The following is a 21,347-nucleotide window of genomic DNA, read 5'->3' as shown; positions in this document are numbered from 1 at the left end:
GGTTAGGGGCGGGCGATGACGGCGCCGAAGTCGCAGGCGAGTGTCGCAGCTTTCGCGGCGCGGCTGCCACGGCTGATGCTGCGGGCGCCGATCCTCGTCTATCGCTACAGCTTCTCCGCCTTCATGGGGCGGCAGTGCCGCTATCTCCCCACCTGCTCGGAATTCGCCGAGGCGGCGATCGACCGCCATGGGGCGTGGGCGGGCGGCTGGATGGCGGCGGGGCGGATCTGCCGCTGCCATCCCTGGGGCGGATCGGGCTTCGAGCCGGTGCCGGCCGAATTGCCGCGTGAGGGCGTGTGGTATATGCCGTGGCGCTACGCGCGGACCCCGGAGCCGCCGGGCGCGCGCGATACGTGACCTCAGATGAGCCTACCTGCGTGGTTCGCAGGAGTGGGCAGGAGCCGATACCATGTCTGATATCCACCTCACCTTTCCCGATGGCGCCGTCCGAGCCTATGCCTCCGGCACCACCGGCACCGAGGTCGCCGCCTCCATCGCCAAATCGCTGGCCAAGAAATCGCTGGCGATGAAGCTCGACGGGGTGCTGACCGACCTTTCCGATCCCATTTCCGCGGATGCCAGGTTCGAGCTCGTCACCCGCGAGAGCCCGGAAGCGCTGGAACTCATCCGCCACGATGCCGCCCATGTGCTGGCCGAGGCGGTGCAGGCGCTGTGGCCGGGCACGCAGGTGACCATCGGCCCGGTGATCGAGAACGGCTTCTATTACGACTTCTTCCGCAACGAGCCGTTCACCCCGGACGATTTCGCCGCCATCGAAAAGAAGATGCGCGAGATCATCGCCCGCGACGCGCCCTTCACCAAAGAGGTATGGGACCGCGAGACGACCAAGGCCGTGTTCAAGGAGAAGGGCGAGGCGTTCAAGGTCGAACTGGTGGACGCCATCCCCGCCGACCAGACGATCAAGATCTACAAGCAGGGCGAGTGGTTCGACCTCTGCCGCGGCCCGCACATGCCGAGCGTGGGCAAGGTGGGCGACGCCTTCAAGCTGATGAAGGTGGCGGGTGCCTATTGGCGCGGCGACGCCAACAACCAGATGTTGACCCGCATCTACGGCACGGCGTGGCGGACCAAGGAAGAACTCGACGCCTATATCCTTCAGCTGGAGGAAGCCGAGAAGCGCGACCACCGCCGCCTCGGCCGGGAGATGGACCTGTTCCACTTCCAGGAGGAGGGGCCGGGCGTCGTGTTCTGGCACCCCAAGGGCTGGAACCTGTTCCAGAACCTCGTCTCCTATATGCGCCGCCGCCTCGCCGCCGACTATAGCGAGGTCAACGCGCCGCAAGTGCTCGACAAGTCGCTGTGGGAGACCTCTGGCCATTGGGGCTGGTACAAGGACAACATGTTCAAGGTGCAGCCGGCCGGCGACACCGAGGACAATGACCGCGTCTATGCGCTCAAGCCGATGAACTGCCCCGGCCATGTGCAGATCTTCAAGCATGGGCTGAAGAGCTATCGCGACCTGCCTATGCGCCTCGCCGAATTCGGCGCCGTGCACCGCTACGAACCGTCGGGCGCGCTGCACGGGCTGATGCGCGTGCGCGGCTTTACCCAGGACGACGCCCACATCTTCTGCACCGAGGAGCAGATGGCGGCGGAGTGCCTGAAGATCAACGAGTTGATCCTCTCCACCTATGCCGATTTCGGCTTCGAGGAGATCGTGGTCAAGCTCTCCACCCGGCCGGAGAAGCGCGTCGGTTCCGACGCGGTGTGGGACCATGCCGAGGACGTGATGGGCCGCGTGCTCACCCAGATCGAGGCGGAATCCGGCGGCAAGATCAAGACCGGCATCCTGCCGGGCGAGGGCGCTTTCTACGGCCCCAAATTCGAGTACACGCTGCGCGACGCGATCGGCCGCGAATGGCAGTGCGGCACGACGCAGGTCGACTTCAACCTGCCGGAGCGCTTCGGCGCCTTCTATGTCGATGCCGACGGCTCGAAGAAGACGCCGGTCATGATCCACCGTGCCATTTGCGGCTCGATGGAGCGCTTCACCGGCATCCTTATCGAGCACCATGCCGGCCATTTCCCGCTCTGGCTGGCGCCGGTGCAGGCGGTGGTGGCGACCATTACCTCCGAGGGTGACGACTATGCCCGCGAGATCGTCGCGGCGGCGAAGAAGATGGGGCTGAGGGTCGAACTCGACCTGCGCAACGAGAAGATCAACTACAAGGTGCGCGAGCACTCGCTGGCCAAGGTGCCGGCGCTGGTTGTCGTCGGGCGCAAGGAAGCCGCTGAGCGCACCGTCTCCATCCGCCGGCTCGGCTCGCCGAACCAGACCACGCTGACGCTCGACGAGGCGCTGGCGAGCCTGGTGGCCGAGGCAAGCCCGCCGGATTTGCAGCGGGACTGAGGCGCCCGCCCCAAACTGTCATCCTGGACGGCCGCAGGCCGATCCGGGATGACCGACATCTGCCCGCGCTCCCGGCTCTCGCTGCGCTCGGCCGGAATGACGGCACATGGGTGGCGACTTTCGCGCGGCCCTTCATCCTGAGGCGCCCGGCGCAGCCGGGCCTCGAAGGACGCTGATGGCTGCCGCGTCACACCGCCTGATTGCTTCGAGGCCGGCCTTCCGGCCGGCACCTCAGCATGACGGAGGGCGGGCACGAGCCGCCCCGCCGTCCCGTCACTTGTCCGGCGTTTCCGCCGGTCGCACCGGCGGCGGCAGAGGCGGCGGCGGGTAGGGCTCGGTGTCGCGCCGCAGGCTGGGATTGGCGGTGGCGCCGGGCACGTTGAGCCGGCGCTGTTGCGGCGTCCAATAGGACGGGCCCTGCATGAGGTTCTGGCTGTTGGGCCGGACCGAATCGCGTCGCTGGGGCATGTAGGGGCTCGGCTGTGAGGTGACCTGGGCCAGGGCGGGACCGGCCGAAACCGCCAGTGCCGCCGTGAGAAGGCCCGCTCGGAATATCTTCATCGCTATCTGTGGCGCCTCCCTCGTCCCTATCTAGGGTGTGGAAGCGTCCCGCGCCACGGCTTCCAGCACGCCCTTCGCCTGCGCGCCGCGTCGTTGCCATACCCCAATACGGGTGCCGCAGCGTGAGGCCGGGAACATGCAGCTTTTGTCACTGTCCGGAAGCTCCGACGGCGTTGCTAAGCCCTGTCATTGTGTGGATAGTCCGCGCGAGCCCGCATCCGGGCGCAGTCGAGAAGCATGTCGGTGGAAGCGGGATCATGACGGACCAGAACGCGGCGATTCTGGTGGTCGACGATGTTGCCGAGAACCGCGACCTGCTGCTGCGCCGCCTGAAGCGGCTGGGCTTTTCCCATATCGACGAGGCCGCCAACGGCATCGAGGCGCTCGCCGCCATCGACCAGAAACCCTACGACCTTGTCCTGCTCGACATCATGATGCCGGAGCTGGACGGCTTCGGCGTGCTCGACCGGCTGCGCGGCGACGGGCGGATCAACGATCTGCCGGTCATCGTCGTCTCCGCCCTCAACGAGATCGAGCCGGTGGTGCGCTGCATCGAACTGGGCGCCGACGATTTCATCTTCAAGCCGTTCAATCCCACGCTGCTGCGCGCTCGCGTGCTCGCCACGCTGGAGAAGAAGGCGCTGCGCGACCGCACCCGTGACGAGCTGAAGCGCAAGCAGGCCGAACTCATCGAAGCGCGCACCCTGCAACTGGCGCTGGTGCCCCCGCCCTTCGCCGGTCGTTTCGCCGGGCGGAACCTCACCATCGACGTGCTGCTGGAGCCGGCCAAGGAGGTTGGCGGCGATCTCGTCGACTATTTCCCGGTCGGCGACGGCCGGATCGTGGCGATCATCGGCGATGTCTCCGACAAGGGGGCCGGCGCCGCACTGATGATGGCGCGCACCCATTCCATGTTCCGCTCGCTCGGCACAAGGCCGGACGCGGCGGAACTCTTCGCCGATCCGGCGCGGGCGGCGGGGCTGGTGAACGACGCGCTGGCGCGGGGCAATGCCTCCTGCATGTTCGTCACCCTGCTTCTGGCGGTGGTCGACGTATCGGCGGGCATGTTGACCTATGTGCGTGCCGGCCATGTGCCGCCGTATCTGCGCGCGTGCGACGGCACGGTCAGCCGCCTGACGGCCGCCGGCGGGCCGGCGCTCGGCGTCATGGAGGAGTTCCCCTACAGCGCCGCCACCGTGCCGCTCGGCGCGGGGGAACGGCTGATGGTGGTAACGGACGGGCTGACCGAGGCGCATGACCATGCCGGCGACCTCTATGGCGAGGAGCGTGTGGGCGCTTTCCTCGCCGCGCTCGGCGAGGAGGCGGCACCGCTGCCGCGGCTGGCGGCGGCGGTGCGGGCCTTCGAGGCCGGCTTGCCGGCCTTTGACGATATGGCGGCGCTGCTGCTGACACTGGATGCGCCGGCAGCCGAGTAAGGGGGCAAGGGACGGGATGACCGAGGACGAGTGGGTGAGCGAAGCGACGCTCTTGCGCGCGACGCTGGAGAACATGGCGCAAGGCGTCGCCATGTACGACGCCAAGCACCGGCTGGTGACCTGGAACCAGCTGTTCGTCGATTATCTCGACATGCCCGAGGAATTCCTCGGCACCGAGCACACCTTTTCCGACTATATCCGCTATCTCGGCGCGCGCGGCGAATTCGGCGACGTGGACATAGAGGTCGCGCTCGCCCAGCGCCTCGCCCAGCTGGAAACGCCGCACCGCTTCGAGCGTACCCGCCCCGACGGCACCATTCTGGAGGTGCGGCGCGATCCCGTGCCGGGCGGCGGTTTCATCGCCATCTATACCGACATCACCGAGCGCAAGCTCGCGGAAATGAAGCTGCGCGAGGATGAGGAGCAGCTGCGCGCCATCGACGCGGCGGCGCCGATCGGGCTCGTCATCATGGATGTGGCGGGCAAGGTCGTGCGCCACTCCAATGGCTGCTTCGGCCGGTTGATCGGCCGCGACGCCGGCACGCTCATCGGCTGCCCGCTGCGCGAGCTGTTTGCGGACGCCGCGCGCGGGCAGGAACTGGCGGACATCCTCGCCACGCCGTCGAGCGAGCGGCGGGAGTTCAACCTGCCGCATACGGACGGCTCGACCATCTGCACCATGGTCTCGCATGAGCCGCTGGAGTTCCGCGGCAAGCCGGCGGTGATCGCCACCTTCGTCGATATCAGCGACCGGGTGCGCATGGAGCACCAGCTGCGCGAGGCCAAGGAGGCGGCGGAATCTGCCAGCCGGGTGAAATCGGCGTTTCTGGCCAATATGAGCCACGAACTGCGCACGCCGCTCAACGCCATCATCGGCTACAGCGAAATCCTTTCCGAGGACGCCGCCGATGCCGGCGACAGCGCCATGGTCGCCGATCTCGACAAGATTCAGGCAGCCGGAAAACACCTGCTCGGCCTCATCAACGACATTCTCGATCTCTCCAAGATCGAGGCCGGGCGCATGGATGTCTATCTGGAACAGGTGTTCCTGACCCGCATGGTCGAGGAGGTGAAGACCATTGTCGGGCCGATGATGCAGAAGAACGGAAATCGCTTCGTTATCGACTGCCCGGTCGATGTCGGCACGCTGCGCACCGATGTCACCAAGCTCAAGCAGAGCCTTATCAACCTGCTCAGCAACGCCGCCAAGTTCACCAAGGAGGGCACGGTGACTCTGGCCATCGCCCGCGACCGCATGCCCGATGGCAGCGAGGCGGTGCGCTTCGATGTCAGCGACAGCGGCATCGGCATGAGCGAGGAGCAGATGGGCCGGCTGTTCCAGGCCTTTACCCAGGCGGATTCCTCCACCACGCGGAATTTTGGCGGCACCGGGCTCGGGCTCACCATCACCAAGCATTTCGCCGCCATGCTCGGCGGCACCATCGCGGTGGCGAGCGAGCCGGGCAAGGGTTCGACCTTCACCATCGAGCTGCCGGTCGAGGCGCATCTGGCGGGGGCGCTCGGCGATGAGGACGAGATCGTCGATCCCGGCGCGCCGACGACGCCGGGGGCGATCACCGTGCTGGTGGTCGATGACGACCCGGCGGTGCATGACGTGCTCACCGCCACCCTCGGCAAGGAAGGCTATGTGCTGCGCCACGCCCGCGACGGGGTGGAGGCGCTGAACATCATGCGCAAGGATCCGCCCGATATCGTCACGCTCGATGTGATGATGCCGAAGATCGACGGCTGGTCGGTGCTCGGCATCATGAAATCGGAGCCGGCGCTGGCGCATATCCCTGTCATCATGCTCACCATCGTCGATGACCGGAATCTCGGCTATTCGCTCGGCGCCTCGGAATACATGACCAAGCCCATCGACCGGCAGCGGCTGGTCGCGCTGGTGCATAAATTCGCGCCCTGCAATGAGGGGGGCGTGGTGCTGGTGGTCGATGACGATGCCGAGGTGCGCGCGATCATGCGGGCCACGATCGAGGGCGCCGGCCTGCCGGTGGCCGAAGCGGCCAATGGCGAAGAGGCGCTGGAATGGCTCCGCGCGCACCCGCTTCCCGCGCTCGTGCTGCTCGACCTGATGATGCCCAGGATGGACGGCTTCGCCTTCCTCACCCATGTGCGGGCAGAGCCGGCCTATGGCGAGCTGCCCGTCGTCGTGCTCACCGCCAAGGAACTCACCGAGGATGAGCGCGAGTTCCTGGCCCGCAACACGCTGCTGATCCTGAACAAGGGCGCGCAGCCGATCGGCTCGCTCGGCGCGGCGCTCGGCACGATCGCCAGCCACGGCCATTGAGAGGGTGCGATGACGAAGATTCTCCTCGTCGAGGACAATGAGATGAACCGCGACATGCTCTCGCGGCGTCTCGCCCGCAACGGCTTCGAGGTGCTGATCGCGGTCAACGGCCAGGAGGGGGTGGACATCGCTCTCGCCGAGAAGCCGGCGCTGATCCTGATGGATATGAGCCTGCCGGTACTCGACGGCTGGGAGGCGACGCGGCAGGTGAAGGCGCATCCCGATACGGCGGCGATCCCGGTCATCGCGCTCACCGCCCACGCCATGGCCTCGGACCGCGAGCAGGCGATGGCGGCGGGCTGTGATGACTTCGACACCAAGCCGGTGGAACTGCCGCGGCTGCTGGAGAAGATCCGCAGCCGGCTCGGCCTGCCGGGCTGACGGGGATCGGTGTCGTCACCGTTCTGTCATGCGAAGCTCTCATAACGGCCTGCTCCTTGCATTCCTGCCGTCGCCCGGCGGTAAAGGAACCACTCTTCGTGCGCCCATCCAATAATCAACGGACGACAAGGTAGGCCCATGGCGACCATCGCGCTTCTGTTCAGCGGGCTGGGGCTGTTCTTCATCGGGGTGCGCGGGCTCTCCGCCAATCTGGTGCCGCTGGTCGGCCGGCGCACCCGCGCCGCCTTCGCACGGGCGCTGCGCGGCAATGTCAGCGCCGCGATCAGCGGCACGCTGGCGGGGATGATCACCCAGAGTTCCACCGCCGTGTCGTGGATCGTCGTCTCCTTCGTGCGCGGTGGCGTGCTCACCGACGGGCCGGCGCTGCTGGCGCCGAGCTGGGCCAATGTCGGCACCTCGCTGCTGCCGCTGATCGTCGCCGTCGATACCTCGACCGCCGCCGGCCTTGTCATCGGCGTGGTCGGTTTCATCACCTATTTCCGGCTGGTGCGCGGCGACCGCATGCGCAACGCGCTCGACGCGGCGCTTGGGGCGGGGCTGCTGCTGTTCGGCATGCATCTCGTCTCCGTCGCCGTCGGCCCGATGCGCGAGGCCCTGCTGGGGCATCCCTGGTGGGAAGCGGCGGTCGAAAATCCCTGGCTGCTGGCGGCGATCGGCGCCGGCTTCTCCATGGCGGCGCAGTCCTCCTCGGTGGCGGCCGCGCTCGCCGTGGCGGCGGTGGCGGGCGGGCTGCTGGATTTCGGCACGGCGCTGCCGCTGATCGCCGGCGCCAATGCGGCGGGGATGATCAACAACGCCGTGCTGATTCCCGGCGAGACGCGGCCCGGCCGCGTCGTCTTCGCACTGCAGGTGGTGCAGAAGGGCGCCGGCTCGCTGCTTCTGGTCGGGCTCGCCCTGTTCGCGGCCCTGCGGCCAGAGGCCATGGCGGGGCTCCTGCCGGCCGAGGGAGACATCGGCGCCGTGCTGGCGCTGCTGTTCCTGGCGGCGCAGATCGGCGGGGCGATCGCCTCCGCGCTGCTCGAAGCGCCGACCCGCCGCATCCTGGCGCGGCTGCTGCCGATGAACGCGGTGGAAACGCTGTCCCAGCCCGCCTTCCTGCTACGCGAGGCGCTGGGCGACACCGAGGCGGCACTGGACCTCGCCACGCGCGAGGTGGCGCGCCTGAGCGGCCGCCTGCCGCAGATGATCGAGCATGTGCGGGAGGAGGGCGACCCGTCCGCCCCGTCCGCAACGGTGCTGCGCACTGCCGGCGCCAGCCTCACCGAGGCGATCCGCGCCTATCTCGCCTCGCTGCTCGACGCGCAGCTGGCCCGCGACCAGGTGGCGGTGGCGCTGCTGCTCGACGATGCCGCCAACAATGCCGGCGCCCTGCATGAAGCGCTGGCCGATTATGCGCACGAGGCCGCCGCTGTCCGCCATGTGCCGACCGCGCAGCGGCTGAACGAGGCGCTGCATCTGCTGCTCGGCGCCGTCGCCGACCATGCCGAGAGCCTCGGGGCGGAGGAGCCGGAAGTGGTGCTCGCCTTGCTCGGCCATCGCGACCGGCTGATGGAGGAACTGCGCCAGCGCCTCTCCTCGCAGAGCGAACTGGCCGCGGCGGAGCAGAACGCGCTGTTCCGCATGACGGTGCTGTTCGAGCGCATCGTCTGGCTGGCGCGCCGGCTGGTAAACGGGATGACGCAGGTGCGCCGCGCCCGCAGCGTGGGCTAGAGAACGTTCAGAGGCTGATTCACCGCTCAGGGCGACGCAACGTGATCGGACCAGGCTCTAAAGAGCGAAGGTGAGGCGCTTCACATTGCGCCCGTTCTCGCGCGCATAGGCGAAGTGGTCGGCGAAGGTGCGCACGAGATGCACGCCGAGCCCGCCGATGCGCCGCTCCTCCAGCGTGCCGTCGAGATCGGGAGGCGGCGCGGCGAAAGGATCGAACGGGTCGCCATCATCGCTGAAAAAGAGGTCAAGGCGGTCGCCGGTGCGGCTCACCTCAATGACAATCTCGCCCGCGCGGCCGTCGGGATAGCCGTAATCGACCGCGTTGTTGAAGAACTCATCCACGGCGAGCTGCAGTCGATAGGCCGGGGTCGGCGGAACCCCGGCGTCCTCCATGAAGCCTTCGATCCGTGTGCTGAGCGCGTCGAGCTCGCCCAGGTTGTTGGGCAGGCGTAGATCGAGCCGCATGTCGGTCATCGCCCGCTCCGCCGCGCGTGCCGGTGGTGTGGTCAGCCGAGGGTGGCGAGCGCCGCCTCGCGGCTGGGATGGATCGGGATCAGCGAGGAAAAGCCGCTCACGTCGAACACTTCGTGCACCTGTGGAATGAGGCCGCAGACCGCCAGCGTGCCGCCGGCGCCGCGCAGCAGCTTGGTCGCCTTGAGCACGACGCGCAGGCCGGCCGAGCTGATATAGGTGAGCTCGGCGAAGTCGAGCAGCACGGTCCCGCTCGGCGCGGCGTCGATGAGGAATTCCTCCAGCTTGGGCGAGGAACTGCTGTCGAGCCGTCCCTTGACGGCGGTGACGACGACGGCGCCCTCGACGATGCGGTCGATATGTATCAAGGCTCGGCTCCAGAATTCGGGAGGGCGGCGGCATCGGGGAGGCCGCGCGGCCCAGCGCCTGCCAGCCCGTCCGCGCGAGGATGGAAGAGGATTATCGGCAAAGCCAAAACCGTGCAAGCGCCGGTGCAAGCGCTGGGCTGGGGGCCGGCGATGCGGTCAGTGCTCGAAGCGCAGGGTCAGTTTCTCCCGGGTGCCGTCCGTGCCGAGCACCAGCCTGTCGGCCCGCTTGCTCAGCATGTAGCCGACGAAGCGGGCGACGGCGTGGGCGTCGCCCAGAAGGTCTTCGGGCGAGGGGCGATGGTCGGGGATGGTGATCGGCTCGCCCTCATAGAGCAGAGCCACGTCGAAATTCTCCTCGTCGAAATGCGCCCGCACTTCCAGCTTGCCCGGCGCGACGCCGGTGTCGAGCAGCATCTCCACCCCTTCCGCCACGACGGGGATCGCCATGGAGATCACGTCGCGCCGCGCCCCCCACAGGTCGCCCTGATATTCGAGGAATTCGGTGGCGACGGTGAAGGGGTTGTCGGCCGTCGTCACCTCGCGCGAGGCTTCCTGGCGGATACCGATGCGGAAGACCAGGTTCAGCACGATGGCGACGGCGGTGGAGATGGAGAGCGGCGATTCGAGGATCGGCTGCGCCCATTCCGGCGTGAGGCCGACAAGGCCGGGGAGTATGGCCACGGCGAGGCCGGTGAGGATGGCGAGGCCGACGGTGAAGATGCGCCGGTCGCTGAGGCGGCGGGAGAGGATGAGTTCCATGCCCGCCACGGTGAGGAAGGCGGCGGCATAGATGAGGATGGCGCCGATGACCGGGGAGGGGATGATGGTGAGCACGCCGATGAGGCGGGGCGAGAAGGCGGCGAGGATGATGAGGATGCCGGAGACCGCACCCACCCGCCACGCCGTCGTACCCGTGGCGAAGGCGACGCCGACGGCGGCCGAGGAGGAGGCGCTGGCGAAGCCGCCGGTAATGGCGGTGCCGATATCGCCGAGGCAGTTGGCCTGAATGGCGCGTCCCGCCTGGTCGAGATCGGCGCGGCGCCAGTCGGCATCGTCCATGCGCTGCATCGACACCACAGTGCCGACCATGTCCACGGCGGACAGCACGCCGGTGATGATCGCCGCCGGGATCAGCGCCCAGGAGAAGAAGCTGACGCCCGGCCAGCCGAGATGCGGAATATCGATATAGGGCAGGGTGGCGAAGCTGGCATTGGGCTCCGGCGCGACGCCGAGATAGGCCGCCAGGATCCAGCCGATCGCGGCGCCGATCGCCACCGCGAACAGGCGCAGCATGCCGCGCGAGAAGATGGCGAGGCCGACAATGATGACCAGCGTCACCGAGCTGACGAGGGCGTAGCGCAGATCGAGATCGGGCGTGATCGCGCCGGAAATGCCGAACACCCGCCGCAGCGCCGGATCGGCGAGGGCGACCCCCAGCATGGTGACGGCGACGCCGCACACTTCCGGCGGAAACACCGCCCTGAGCGCGCGCATGAACCGCGACAGGGTGAGCTGCGAGATGGCGGCGACGAGGCTCATGCCGGCGTAAAGCGCCGGCCCGCCGGCGGCGAGCGACTGCACCGCCAGCGGCATGTGCGCCATGTTGGGAATCTGCACCAGCAGCATGCCGGCGCCCGGACGCGGCAGGCATTCCAGCAGCGTGGCGATGCCCATGAAGATGATGCAACTGGTGATGAAGAGCTGGGTATCGTCGAAGGACAGCCCCGCCTCGGCGGCGGCGACGAGCGGATAGACGATGAACAGAAGCGCGAGCGTGGCGTGCTGGACCCCGAGGATGAGCACCGTGCCGGCCGGCGGCTTCTCATTGGCCGAGTAGATGATGTTCGTCGGCTTGCGCGGCATGGGTGGGCCCTTGGGAAAGACATGACGGCGCTGCCAGGCAGGCGCCCGTCCGGTGCGGGATCGAGGCTCCCGCCCGGCGCTGCCGACGGTAGGGGAATCTGCTGGTGCGACTATGATATTTCGCTCGAAGCCGGGCAAGATCGCCCGCCGCCAACTTTCGGCCACGTGCCGGTGCGCCGGTCTTGTCCTCGCAAGTGATACAATGTATCAAATTCATCCTGCGCTGGCGAAAGGCGGACGGGGTAGGGGCGAACCGGCACGCTTGACGACGGGGGCGAAGCGTTTACGGTCGCGGCCGATCACGGTTCTTCGGGCACTCCGCCCGAAGCTAAGAGGGAACTCGGTGAGGCGCCCCGCGCCAAAGCCGAGGCTGCCCCCGCAACTGTAAGCGGCGAGCCCTCTGCCCATCGTCCACTGGCGTCCCGGTTTCGGCCGGGCGCTGGGAAGGCCGGGTGGAGCCAGCGTCGACCCGCGAGCCAGGAGACCTGCCCTGATCGCACACAATCTTTCGGGCGGGGTGCTCCGAAGGTTGCCTTCCCGGCGGGAGTGCGATTCGCTCCTGCCTGGGGTGGTGTCCTTTACGCTTCCCGTCTTCCTGTTCAGGAAGCGGTAACAATGCTCAACACGACCTCTCATCTTTTCCGTCGCTCGGCCCAGGGCTTCGCCGTGGCGCTTGGCCTGCTCGCGGGCGCGGGCATCACCCAGGCCTTCGCCGGCACGACCTATCCGCTCACCCTTGAGAATTGCGGCTCCAAGGTGGTGATCGACCACGCGCCCAAGCGGGTGGTGAGCATCGGCCAGGCGCAGACGGAAATCCTCTATGCGCTCGGCCTCGGCGACCGCGTGGTCGCCAGCGCGCTGTGGTTCGGCCCCGTGGCCAAGCCTTATGCGGCGGTCAATGAAGGGGTGAAGCGGCTCGCCGACAATGATCCGAGCTTCGAGGCGGTGGTCGGGCAGGAGCCGGACCTCGTCGTCGCCATGTATGAGTGGCACATCGGTCCCAATGGCATCGTCGGCAAGCGCGAGCGCTTCGACGGGGTGAAGGTGCCGGTCTATGTCTCGCCCACCGACTGCGTCGGCAAGGACAATAGCGGCGCCGGCGACGGCGTGCGCACGCAGTTGTATTCGACCGAACTGCTCTACCGGAACATCCGGGAATATGGTGCCATCTTCGACGTGTCGGACCGCGCCGACGCGCTCATCGCCAGCCTGAAGGCGCGCGAGGACGCCGCCGCCCGCACCGTCGCTCCGCTGAAGGGGCGGAATATATCGATGGCGCTGTGGTTCTCCAGCAAGGAGATCAAGGGCGACGCGTTCCTCGCCGGCAAGAACGGCGTGCCGGCCTATGTGATGGAACAGCTCGGCGCCCGCAACATCATCACCACGGAAGAGGAATGGCCGCTGGTCGGCTGGGAAACCATCGCCGCCAACGATCCCGACGTGCTGGTGCTGGTGAAGATGGACCGCCGCCGCTTTCCCGCCGACGATATCGACGCCAAGCTCGCCTTCCTCAAGACCGATCCTGTGGCCAGCCAGCTCTCCGCGGTGAAGAACGGGCGCATCGTCATTGTCGATGTCGCCGCCACAAGGCCGGGGCTCGACACGGTGGACGGCCTGGAGGCCATCGCCACGGCGGTGCAGGGCTTCGGTCTGGTCCATTGAGCCATCTCGCCATCGGGCCGAACTGGCCGGCGCGGTTTGCCCTCGCCGGCCTCTCCCTCGCCGCGCTCGTCGTCGCCATCGCGCTGGCGGTGACGGTCGGCGAGATGCCGATCCCGCTCGCCGTCGCCTTCCGCGCGCTCGGCAACGGCCTGTTCGATCTCGGCTATCCCGTCAGCGCCATCCAGCAGGGGGTGATCTTCGAGTACCGGCTGAGCCGGGCGCTGATGGCGGCCTTGTGCGGCGGCGCGCTGGCGCTTTCCGGCGCGATCCTGCAGGCGCTGCTGCGCAACCCGCTGGCGGAACCCTATATTCTCGGCGTCTCCGCCGGCGCTTCCACGGGCGCGGTCTGCGTGATGATCCTCGGGCTTGGCGGGGCGACGCTCGGCCTGTCCGGCGGGGCGTTTCTCGGCTCGGTGGCGGCGCTGGTGCTCGTCGGCCTGCTGGCCGCCGGGGCAGGCGGGGCCAGCGACCGGGTGATCCTCGCCGGCGTCGCCGGCTCGCAGCTGTTCAACGCGGCGACCGCCACCATTGTCACCACCATGGCGAGCGCCGAACAGGCGCGGGGCGTGATGTTCTGGCTGCTCGGCAATTTCGGCGGCGTGCGCTGGTCGGACCTCGCGGTGGCCGCGCCGGTGGCGCTGCTCGGTTTCCTGGTCTGCATGGTCCACGCCAAGGCGCTCGACGCCTTCGCCTTCGGCGCCGATGCGGCGGCCTCGCTCGGCATCCCTGTGGCGCGGGTGCGGCTGGTGCTGCTGGCCACCACCGCGCTGCTCACCGCCACCATGGTGGCGATCGTCGGCACGGTCGGCTTTGTCGGGCTGGTTATCCCGCATGCGGCGCGCTTTCTCGTCGGGCCCGGCCATGCCCGGCTGCTGCCGGCCTGCCTCATCATCGGCGCGGTGTTCATGATCCTCGCCGATGTGCTTTCGCGCATATTGGTGCCGCAGCAGATCCTGCCCATCGGCATCGTCACCGCGCTGGTCGGCGCGCCGGCCTTTGCCTTCATCCTCTACCGCGCGAGGCGGCCCGCATGACGCTCGCCACCCATGATGTGCGCTGGGGCGCGGGCGGCAAGCTCATCGTCGACGGCGTGACGCTGGAGGTCGAGCCCAACCGTGTGCTCGGCCTGATCGGCCCCAATGGCTCGGGCAAGTCGAGCCTGCTGCGCCTGCTCTGCCGCCTGCGCAAGGTGGCGAGCGGCGTGGTGACGCTGGACGGGGAGGACATTGCCGGCGTCGGCCGGCGCGACCTTGCCCGGCGTCTCGCCTTTGTCGAGCAGCAGGCAACGACCGAGATCGCGCTCACCGTCTGCGATGTGGTGCGGCTGGGGCGTACGCCCCACCGCGCCGCCTTCGCCGCGTGGAGTGCGGAAGATGAGCATGCCGTTGATGCGGCCCTCGAACGGGTCGGCCTTTCCGAGCGGCACGACCAGCTTTGGCACACGCTGTCGGGCGGCGAGCGCCAGCGCGTCCATATCGCCCGCGCGCTGGCGCAGGCGCCGCGCGAGCTCATTCTCGACGAGCCGACCAACCATCTCGACATCCAGCACCAGCTCTCCATTCTCAGGCTGGTGCGGCGGCTCGGCGTGACCTGCATCGTGGCGCTGCACGATCTCAACCTCGCCTCGCTGTTCTGCGACCGCATCGGCGTGCTCGCCGCCGGCCGGCTGGTGGCGGCCGGCGCGCCGGAGGAGGTGCTGACCCCCGCCCTCATTCGCGACGTGTTCGGGGTGGAGGTCGCCATCCGCGCCGGCGCCAATGGCCGCCGCCAGATCGACTATCTCGTCGATCACGAGCCGGGCGAGCCTTTGTGAGGCGCCGGCGCCGAACCCAGCGGCGCCGGCGGGGTGAGGGTTTCATTGCCGGCCTCGCAGGCGCATTCTACTGTGCCGCGAAACCGACGCTGAAGGTGCCATGTCGCAATCGCCGAAAGGTTCGCCGAAGGATATTGAGGCACCTCTCCCGGGTGCGGACCTGCTCGCCCCGTTCGCCGGCCAGACGGACGATGCCTGGATCGCCGTCATCCGCAAGATGGACGAGACCTATGCCGAACTCGTCGCCCAGCAGGTCGCGCTCGAACAGAAGAACGCCGAGCTTGAGGAGGCGCAGACCTTCATCGCCGGCCTGATGTCGTCGATGACCGACGTGCTCATCGCCTGCGACCCCGCCGGCCGTATCGAACAGGTGAACCTCGCCGCCGAGCGGGCCTTCCAGCGGCCGCCGGGCGATCTGGAGCGGCGGCATCTGCGCGAACTTATCGCGGCGGAATCGCCGACCACTTTCGACGATCTGCGCGCCACCATCGAGCGGCGCGCGCGCCTCAGCGACCGCGAACTGCTGTTCGCGACGCCAGCGGGGCCGCTGCCGGTGTCGGTCAATGGCGCGGTGCGCTTCGATTCCCGCGGGCGTGCGGTCGGCATGGTGCTGGTCGGCCGGCCTATCGGCGAATTGCGCCAGGCCTATAGCGACCTCGCCGCCGCGCATGAGCGGCTGAAGCAGACGCAGAAGCAGCTGGTCCATTCGGAAAAAATGGCCTCGCTCGGCCGTCTCGTCGCCGGCGTGGCGCATGAGCTGAACAACCCGATCTCCTTCGTCTATGGCAACGCCCATACGCTGAAGCGCTACGGCGCGCGGCTCACCACCTATCTCGACGCGGTGCATCGCGGGGTGAGCGGGCCGGCCCTGGCGAAGCTGCAGGCCGAACTGAAGATCGACACGACGCTGGCCAATATCGCCGGCACGCTCGACGGCATGCTGGAAGGCGCCGAGCGGGTGCGCGACATCGTCGCGGATCTGCGCCATTTCTCCTCCGAACGGCGCGAGGCCTGGGAGGCGTTCGACCTCGCCCCGCTGGTCCGCTCCGCGCTGGAATGGGTGGTGAAAGCGCAGCGGCCGACGATCGAGACGCAGTTCGACCTCGGCGACGGACTGGTGGTGGTCGGCCATCCCGGCCATATCCATCAGGTGCTGATGAATCTGGTGCAGAACGCGCTCGATGCCATGGAAGGCCAGCCCGTGCAGCGGCTGGACATCACCGGCCGGGCGGGCGAGGCGGTCACGCTCACCCTGCGCGACACCGGGCCGGGCATCGCCCCCGACATCGCTTCGCGCATTTTCGATCCGTTCTTCACCACCAAGGCGGTGGGCAAGGGCACCGGGCTCGGGCTTTCCATCAGCTACGGCATCGTGCAGGAGCATAGCGGCACGCTGGAGGCCGCCAACCATCCTGAGGGCGGGGCGGTGATGACGCTGACGCTGCCGGCCGGCAGCGCCGCGAACGGAGATTGAGATCATGCTCGCGCCGCCCGAACCCGCACCTTTCAACGTGCTGTGGATCCAGTCCGGCGGCTGCGGCGGCTGCACCATGTCGATGCTGTGCGCGGAGGCCCCCGACCTCGCCACCACGCTGGAGAGCGCCAATATCCGCTTCCTCTGGCACCCGACCCTGTCGGAGGAGACCGGGGCGGAGGCGGTGGCGCTGTTCGAACAGGTGCTCGACGGCACGCTCCGGCTCGACGCCTTGTGCGTGGAAGGCGCCATGCTGCGCGGCCCCAAGGATACCGGGCGCTTCCACATCCTCGCCGGCACGGGCGTTCCCACCATCGAATGGGTGCGGCGGCTGGCGGCGGTGGCGGAGACTGTCGTCGCGGTCGGCACCTGCGCCGCCTATGGCGGCGTCACCGCCGCCGGCGCCAACCCCACCGATGCCTGCGGGCTGCAATATGACGGGCGTCGCGAGGGCGGGGCGCTCGGCGCCGCCTTCCGCTCGCGTTCCGGCCTGCCTGTCATCAATGTCGCGGGCTGCCCGACCCATCCCAATTGGGTGACGGAAACGCTGATGCTGCTGGCGGCGGGACTGCTGGGGGCGGACGATCTCGATGTCTATCGCCGCCCGCGCTTCTATGCCGACCATCTCGTGCATCATGGCTGCCCGCGCAATGAATATTACGAGTACAAGGCCAGCGCGGAGAAGATGTCGGATCTCGGCTGCATGATGGAGCATTTGGGCTGCCTCGGCACGCAGGCGCATGCCGATTGCAACACCCGCCTGTGGAACGGGGAGGGCTCCTGTACGCGCGGCGGCTATGCCTGCATCAACTGCACCGCACCGGAATTCGAGGAGCCCGGCCACGCCTTCGTCGAGACGCCGAAAATCGCCGGTTTCCCGGTCGGCCTGCCCACCGACATGCCGAAGGCGTGGTTTGTGGCGCTGTCCTCGCTCGCCAAGGCGGCGACGCCGGAGCGGCTGCGGCTGAACGCGACCAGCGACCATGTGGTGCGCCCGCCCGCCGTCCGGGACATCAAGCGCCGATGAGCGATACGGGCAGCAGCGAGGGCACGGCGCGGCTCGTCGTCGGCCCGTTCAACCGGGTCGAGGGCGACCTGGAAGTGCGGCTGGAGCTGGCGCAGGGCCGGGTGGCGGCGGCCTTCGTGTCGTCGCCGCTGTTCCGGGGCTTCGAGCGCATATTGGAAGGCCGCGACCCGCGCGACGCGCTGGTGATCGCGCCGCGCATCTGCGGCATCTGCTCGGTGTCGCAATCCCACGCCGCCGCGCTGGCGCTCGCCGGGGTGCAGGGGCTGGTGCCGACCGACAATGGCCGTGTGGCGACCAATCTCATCGTCGCCACCGAGAATGTGGCCGACCATCTCACCCACTTCCACGTCTTCTTCATGCCGGACTTCGCCCGCGCCTTTTATGCGGAGCGGCCGTGGTTTCCGCGCGTCGAAGCGCGCTTCAAGGCGGCGCAGGGCAGCGCGGTGCGCAAGGCGCTGGAGACGCGGACCACGCTCCTGCATGTGCTCGGCCTGCTCGCCGGGCGCTGGCCACACACTCTGGCGATCCAGCCGGGCGGGGTGACGCGCGGCGCCGACGCGCGCGACAAGGTGCGCCTGGCGGCGACGCTCGGCGCGGTGCGGCGGGCGCTGGAAGAAGGGTTGTTCGGGGCGAAGCTGGAGCGCGTCGCCGAACTTTCCGCCCGCGAGGAACTGGACCGCTGGCGCGCCGCCGGCCCGGAGGGCGATTTCCGCCTCTTCCTCGACATCGCCGCCGATCTCGACCTTGGCCGGCTCGGCCGCGCCTATGACCGCTATCTCAGCTATGGCGCCTATCCCGGCGCCGAGATGCCGCTTTACGCGCGCGGGATCTTCACCCCGGACGGCGCGGGCGCGGTGGATCTGAGCGCCATCGCGGAAGACCATACACATGCGCGTATGGAGCATCGCACCCATCCGCACCATCCCTTCGACGGCTCGACCCTGCCGGATGTGGAGGACGAGACCGGCTATAGCTGGTGCAAGGCGCCGCGCCTTCATGGCCTGCCCTTCGAGACGGGCGCCGTCGCCCGGCAGATGGTGGACGGCCAGCCACTGATCCGCGACATCGTGCAGAGCGAGGGCGGCAGCGTGCTGGCCCGCGTTGTGGCGCGGCTGGTGGAGACCGCGCGTACTCTGATCGCCATGGAGCGCTGGGTGCATGAACTCACCCCCGGCGCGCCCTGGTGCGCGCAGGGCACCCTGCCCAGCCATGGGCGGGCGGCAGGGCTCACTGAGGCGGCGCGGGGCGCGCTCGGGCACTGGCTGCGGGTGGAGAACGGGCGCATCGCTGGCTATCAGATCATCGCGCCGACCACCTGGAACTTCTCGCCGCGCGATGCGGCCGGGATGCCGGGGCCGCTGGAGGCGGCACTGGTCGGGGCGCCGGTGCGCCAGGGCGAGACCACGCCGGTGGCGGTTCAGCACATCGTCCGCTCCTTCGACCCCTGCATGGTCTGCACGGTGCATTGAGCGGCGCCATGCCCAGCGAGGAGATCATCGTCCGCGGCATCGTGCAGGGCGTCGGCTTCCGCCCCTTCGTGTGGCGGCTGGCGCAGCGCCTTGGGCTCGATGGCGAGGTGAGCAATCGCGGCGATGCGGTGGTTATCGTCGCTTCCGGGCCGCCTCCGGTTCTCGACGCCTTCGCCGCGGCGCTTGCCGCCGAGGCGCCGCCGCTCGCCCGCGTGGAATCGATCGAGCGCCGGGCGGCGCCTTCCTTCGCTGGCAGCGGATTCATCATCGCCGCCAGCGCGCCCGGCACGGTGTCGGTCGGCATCGTCGCCGACATCGCGACCTGCCCGGCCTGCCGCGCCGAGATCGCCGATCCCGCCGCCCGCCGGCATCGCTACGCCTTCACCAACTGCACGGATTGCGGGCCGCGCTTCTCCATCGTCGAGGGACTGCCCTATGACCGCGCGGCGACCACGATGCGCGGCTTCAGCCTATGCGCGGCCTGCCGGGCCGAATATGCCGACCCGGCCGATCGGCGCTTCCACGCTCAGCCCATCGCCTGCCCGGAGTGCGGGCCGAGGCTGTGGCTGGAGGCGGGCGGGGAGGTGATCGACGGCGACCCGGTGGAGGCCGCCGCCCTGCGGCTGCGCGCGGGAAAGATCCTCGCCATCAAGGGAATCGGCGGCTTTCACATCGCCTGTGACGCGACCAGCGAGGCCAGTGTGGCCGAACTGCGCGCCCGCAAGCACCGCCCGACCAAACCGCTGGCGGTGATGCTGCGCGATCCGGCCATGGTGGAGGCGTTCTGCGTCGCCGGCGACGCGGAGATCGCGGCGCTTACGCATCCGTCGGCGCCCATCCTCCTGCTGCGGCTGCGCCCGGAGAGCGCGCTCGCCGCCGCCGTGGCGCCGGGGCAGAACCGGCTGGGGGTGATGCTGCCCTATACGCCGCTGCATCATCAGCTGATGGAGACGGTCGGGCGGCCGCTGGTGATGACCAGCGCCAACCGCTCCGGCGAACCCCAGATTTTTCGCGACGAGGCAGCGAGGGCGGGGCTCGCCGAGATTGTCGACGGCTTGCTTACCCATGACCGCCCCATTGCCCGGCGGCTCGACGACAGCGTGGTGCAGTTCGCCGCCGGCCGGCCGCAGGTGATGCGGCGCGGCCGTGGCCTTGCCCCGGCGCCGCGCGATTTGCCCGCCGGCTTCGCGCCGGCGCCGCCGGTGCTGGCGCTTGGTGGCGCGCTGAAAAGCGCGATCTGCCTCACCATCGGCGGCAAGGCGCTGCTGTCGCATCATCTCGGCGATCTCGACGAGCCGGCGACGCAGGACGCCTTCGAGCAGGCGATCGCCGATTACACCGTCCTGTTCGACCACCGCCCGGCGGCGATTGCCGTCGACACGCACCCGGACTATCCGCCGAGCCGCTTCGGCGCCGCGCTGGCGGAGGCGCGCGGCCTGCCGCTGATCGCCGTGCAGCACCACCACGCCCATATCGCCGCCGTGATGGCGGAACGCGGCTGGCCGCTGGAGGGCGGGCCGGTGATCGGCATCGCGCTCGACGGGCTCGGGTTTGGCGAGGACGGCACCATTTGGGGCGCGGAAATCCTCCTCTGCGATTACCGCGACAGCCGCCGGCTCGCGCGGCTGAGGCCGATCCCGCTTGCCGGCGGCGACGCGGCCAATCGAGAACCCTGGCGCGTGCTCCTCGCCCATCTCGATGTCGCGCTGGGGCCGGAGGCGGTGCCGGATGCGCTGTTCGCCGGGCTTCCGGTCGCGACGTTGCGCGCCATGATCGCGCGCGGTCTCAACGCGCCGCTGGCAAGTTCCACCGGCCGCCTGTTCGACGCCATGGCCGCGCTGCTCGGTCTCGCGCCACCCCGCCTCAGCTTCGAGGGCGAGGCGGCAATGGCGCTGCAGGCGGTGGCGGAAATGGCCGGAGACGTGCCGCCCTATCCCTTCGGCCGCGCGCCGGTGGGCAATCTCATGGAGATCGACCCCGCCCCGATGTGGCGGGCGGCCTGCGCCGACCTCGCGGCGGGGTGCTCGCTCGACTCCATCGCACGGCGCTTCCATGCGGGGGTGGCCGAGAGCTTTGCCGACCTTGCGCTCTCCCTCGCCGCCGCGCAGGGGGCGAGGGCCATCGCCCTGTCCGGCGGGGTCTGCCAGAACGCGCTGCTGCTGGAAATGCTGGTGGCGCGGCTGGAGCCTTCCGGCCGGAGCCTGCTGCTGCCCGGCGAGGTGCCGGCCAATGATGGCGGCCTCGCCCTCGGGCAGGCGGCGGTCGCGGCCGCGCGGCTGGGAGTTGCGCCGCGCGGCGGGCGGTAAGCCGCTTTCCGCTCCTCCGGCAAAGCGGTCTCGGCGCTTCCGGCGGCAAATGGCGGAAGAATAGCTTAATTCATTGATCCAAAACATGAAAGCGCGGTGGCACGCG

General features: G+C 68.9%; 17 protein-coding genes and 1 riboswitch. Of the genes, 13 read left to right on the top strand and 4 right to left on the bottom strand.

All coding sequences use genetic code 11. The features are described 5' to 3' along the window. Positions 1-15: 15 nt before the first annotated feature. Positions 16-357: a membrane protein insertion efficiency factor YidD gene (yidD, locus tag J2S75_RS03685; RefSeq protein ID WP_370874073.1), complete on the top strand. Its 342-nt coding sequence runs from the start codon at positions 16-18 to the stop codon at positions 355-357. A gap of 52 nt (positions 358-409) precedes the next feature. Beyond that, positions 410-2,371: a threonine--tRNA ligase gene (gene thrS, locus J2S75_RS03680; protein WP_307018283.1), complete on the top strand. Its 1,962-nt coding sequence runs from the start codon at positions 410-412 to the stop codon at positions 2,369-2,371. Between the two features lie 273 nt (positions 2,372-2,644). Here thrS and J2S75_RS03675 read toward each other — a convergent pair whose 3' ends face one another. Beyond that, positions 2,645-2,839 (bottom strand): hypothetical protein, encoded by a 195-nt coding sequence (locus J2S75_RS03675; protein ID WP_244376281.1) that lies wholly within the window; start codon positions 2,837-2,839, stop codon positions 2,645-2,647. A 350-nt stretch (positions 2,840-3,189) separates the two neighbouring features. Here J2S75_RS03675 and J2S75_RS03670 point away from each other — a divergent pair, with 350 nt between their 5' ends. The 4 genes from J2S75_RS03670 (at position 3,190) to J2S75_RS03655 (ending at position 8,788) form a co-directional block, all read left to right on the top strand. Then, positions 3,190-4,368 carry a PP2C family protein-serine/threonine phosphatase gene (locus J2S75_RS03670; protein WP_307018281.1) on the top strand — a complete coding sequence of 393 codons (1,179 nt, stop codon included), beginning with the start codon at positions 3,190-3,192 and terminating at the stop codon, positions 4,366-4,368. Between the two features lie 16 nt (positions 4,369-4,384). Beyond that, complete coding sequence (locus J2S75_RS03665; RefSeq protein WP_307018279.1) at positions 4,385-6,676, top strand: response regulator; 2,292 nt, start codon at positions 4,385-4,387, stop codon at positions 6,674-6,676. Positions 6,677-6,685: 9 nt separating this feature from the next. Then, on the top strand, positions 6,686-7,057 hold the full coding sequence (locus tag J2S75_RS03660) for a response regulator (protein ID WP_307018277.1): 372 nt from the start codon (positions 6,686-6,688) through the stop codon (positions 7,055-7,057). A 138-nt stretch (positions 7,058-7,195) separates the two neighbouring features. Further along, entirely contained in the window at positions 7,196-8,788 is a 1,593-nt protein-coding gene (locus tag J2S75_RS03655; protein WP_307018275.1) for a Na/Pi cotransporter family protein, read from the top strand. A 57-nt stretch (positions 8,789-8,845) separates the two neighbouring features. On the opposite strand, the gene J2S75_RS03650 is transcribed toward J2S75_RS03655, so the two are convergent. From J2S75_RS03650 to J2S75_RS03640, 3 genes are all read right to left on the bottom strand, one after another. Continuing rightward, positions 8,846-9,262 (bottom strand): ATP-binding protein, encoded by a 417-nt coding sequence (locus tag J2S75_RS03650; protein WP_307018273.1) that lies wholly within the window; start codon positions 9,260-9,262, stop codon positions 8,846-8,848. A 32-nt stretch (positions 9,263-9,294) separates the two neighbouring features. Continuing rightward, positions 9,295-9,627: an STAS domain-containing protein gene (locus J2S75_RS03645; protein WP_307018271.1), complete on the bottom strand. Its 333-nt coding sequence runs from the start codon at positions 9,625-9,627 to the stop codon at positions 9,295-9,297. Between the two features lie 156 nt (positions 9,628-9,783). Beyond that, entirely contained in the window at positions 9,784-11,490 is a 1,707-nt protein-coding gene (locus J2S75_RS03640; protein ID WP_307018269.1) for a uracil-xanthine permease family protein, read from the bottom strand. A gap of 285 nt (positions 11,491-11,775) precedes the next feature. Beyond that, a riboswitch (cobalamin riboswitch) is annotated at positions 11,776-11,997 on the top strand. A gap of 108 nt (positions 11,998-12,105) precedes the next feature. Here J2S75_RS03640 and J2S75_RS03635 point away from each other — a divergent pair. From J2S75_RS03635 to hypF, 7 genes are all read left to right on the top strand, one after another. Then, positions 12,106-13,152 (top strand): ABC transporter substrate-binding protein, encoded by a 1,047-nt coding sequence (locus tag J2S75_RS03635; protein WP_307018267.1) that lies wholly within the window; start codon positions 12,106-12,108, stop codon positions 13,150-13,152. Further along, positions 13,149-14,186 carry a FecCD family ABC transporter permease gene (locus J2S75_RS03630; RefSeq protein ID WP_307018265.1) on the top strand — a complete coding sequence of 346 codons (1,038 nt, stop codon included), beginning with the start codon at positions 13,149-13,151 and terminating at the stop codon, positions 14,184-14,186. The genes J2S75_RS03635 and J2S75_RS03630 overlap by 4 nt, the downstream gene beginning before the upstream one ends. Continuing rightward, positions 14,183-14,965 (top strand): ABC transporter ATP-binding protein, encoded by a 783-nt coding sequence (locus J2S75_RS03625; RefSeq protein ID WP_307018263.1) that lies wholly within the window; start codon positions 14,183-14,185, stop codon positions 14,963-14,965. The genes J2S75_RS03630 and J2S75_RS03625 overlap by 4 nt, the downstream gene beginning before the upstream one ends. A 100-nt stretch (positions 14,966-15,065) precedes the next feature. Beyond that, the gene (locus J2S75_RS03620; RefSeq protein WP_307018261.1) at positions 15,066-16,439 is read left to right on the top strand and encodes a sensor histidine kinase; all 1,374 of its coding nucleotides are present in this window, start codon (positions 15,066-15,068) and stop codon (positions 16,437-16,439) included. Positions 16,440-16,443: 4 nt separating this feature from the next. Beyond that, on the top strand, positions 16,444-17,466 hold the full coding sequence (locus J2S75_RS03615) for an NADH-quinone oxidoreductase subunit B family protein (RefSeq protein ID WP_307018259.1): 1,023 nt from the start codon (positions 16,444-16,446) through the stop codon (positions 17,464-17,466). Beyond that, positions 17,463-18,935, top strand: a complete 1,473-nt coding sequence (locus tag J2S75_RS03610) for a nickel-dependent hydrogenase large subunit (protein WP_307018257.1) — start codon at positions 17,463-17,465, stop codon at positions 18,933-18,935. The genes J2S75_RS03615 and J2S75_RS03610 overlap by 4 nt, the downstream gene beginning before the upstream one ends. Positions 18,936-18,943: 8 nt before the next feature. Beyond that, on the top strand, positions 18,944-21,241 hold the full coding sequence (gene hypF / locus J2S75_RS03605; RefSeq protein WP_307018255.1) for a carbamoyltransferase HypF: 2,298 nt from the start codon (positions 18,944-18,946) through the stop codon (positions 21,239-21,241). Positions 21,242-21,347: the final 106 nt, after the last annotated feature.

This window comes from Ancylobacter polymorphus (genome assembly GCF_030813495.1).
GTDB lineage: Bacteria > Pseudomonadota > Alphaproteobacteria > Rhizobiales > Xanthobacteraceae > Ancylobacter > Ancylobacter polymorphus.
This window is presented reverse-complemented; position numbering and strand designations above follow the sequence as displayed.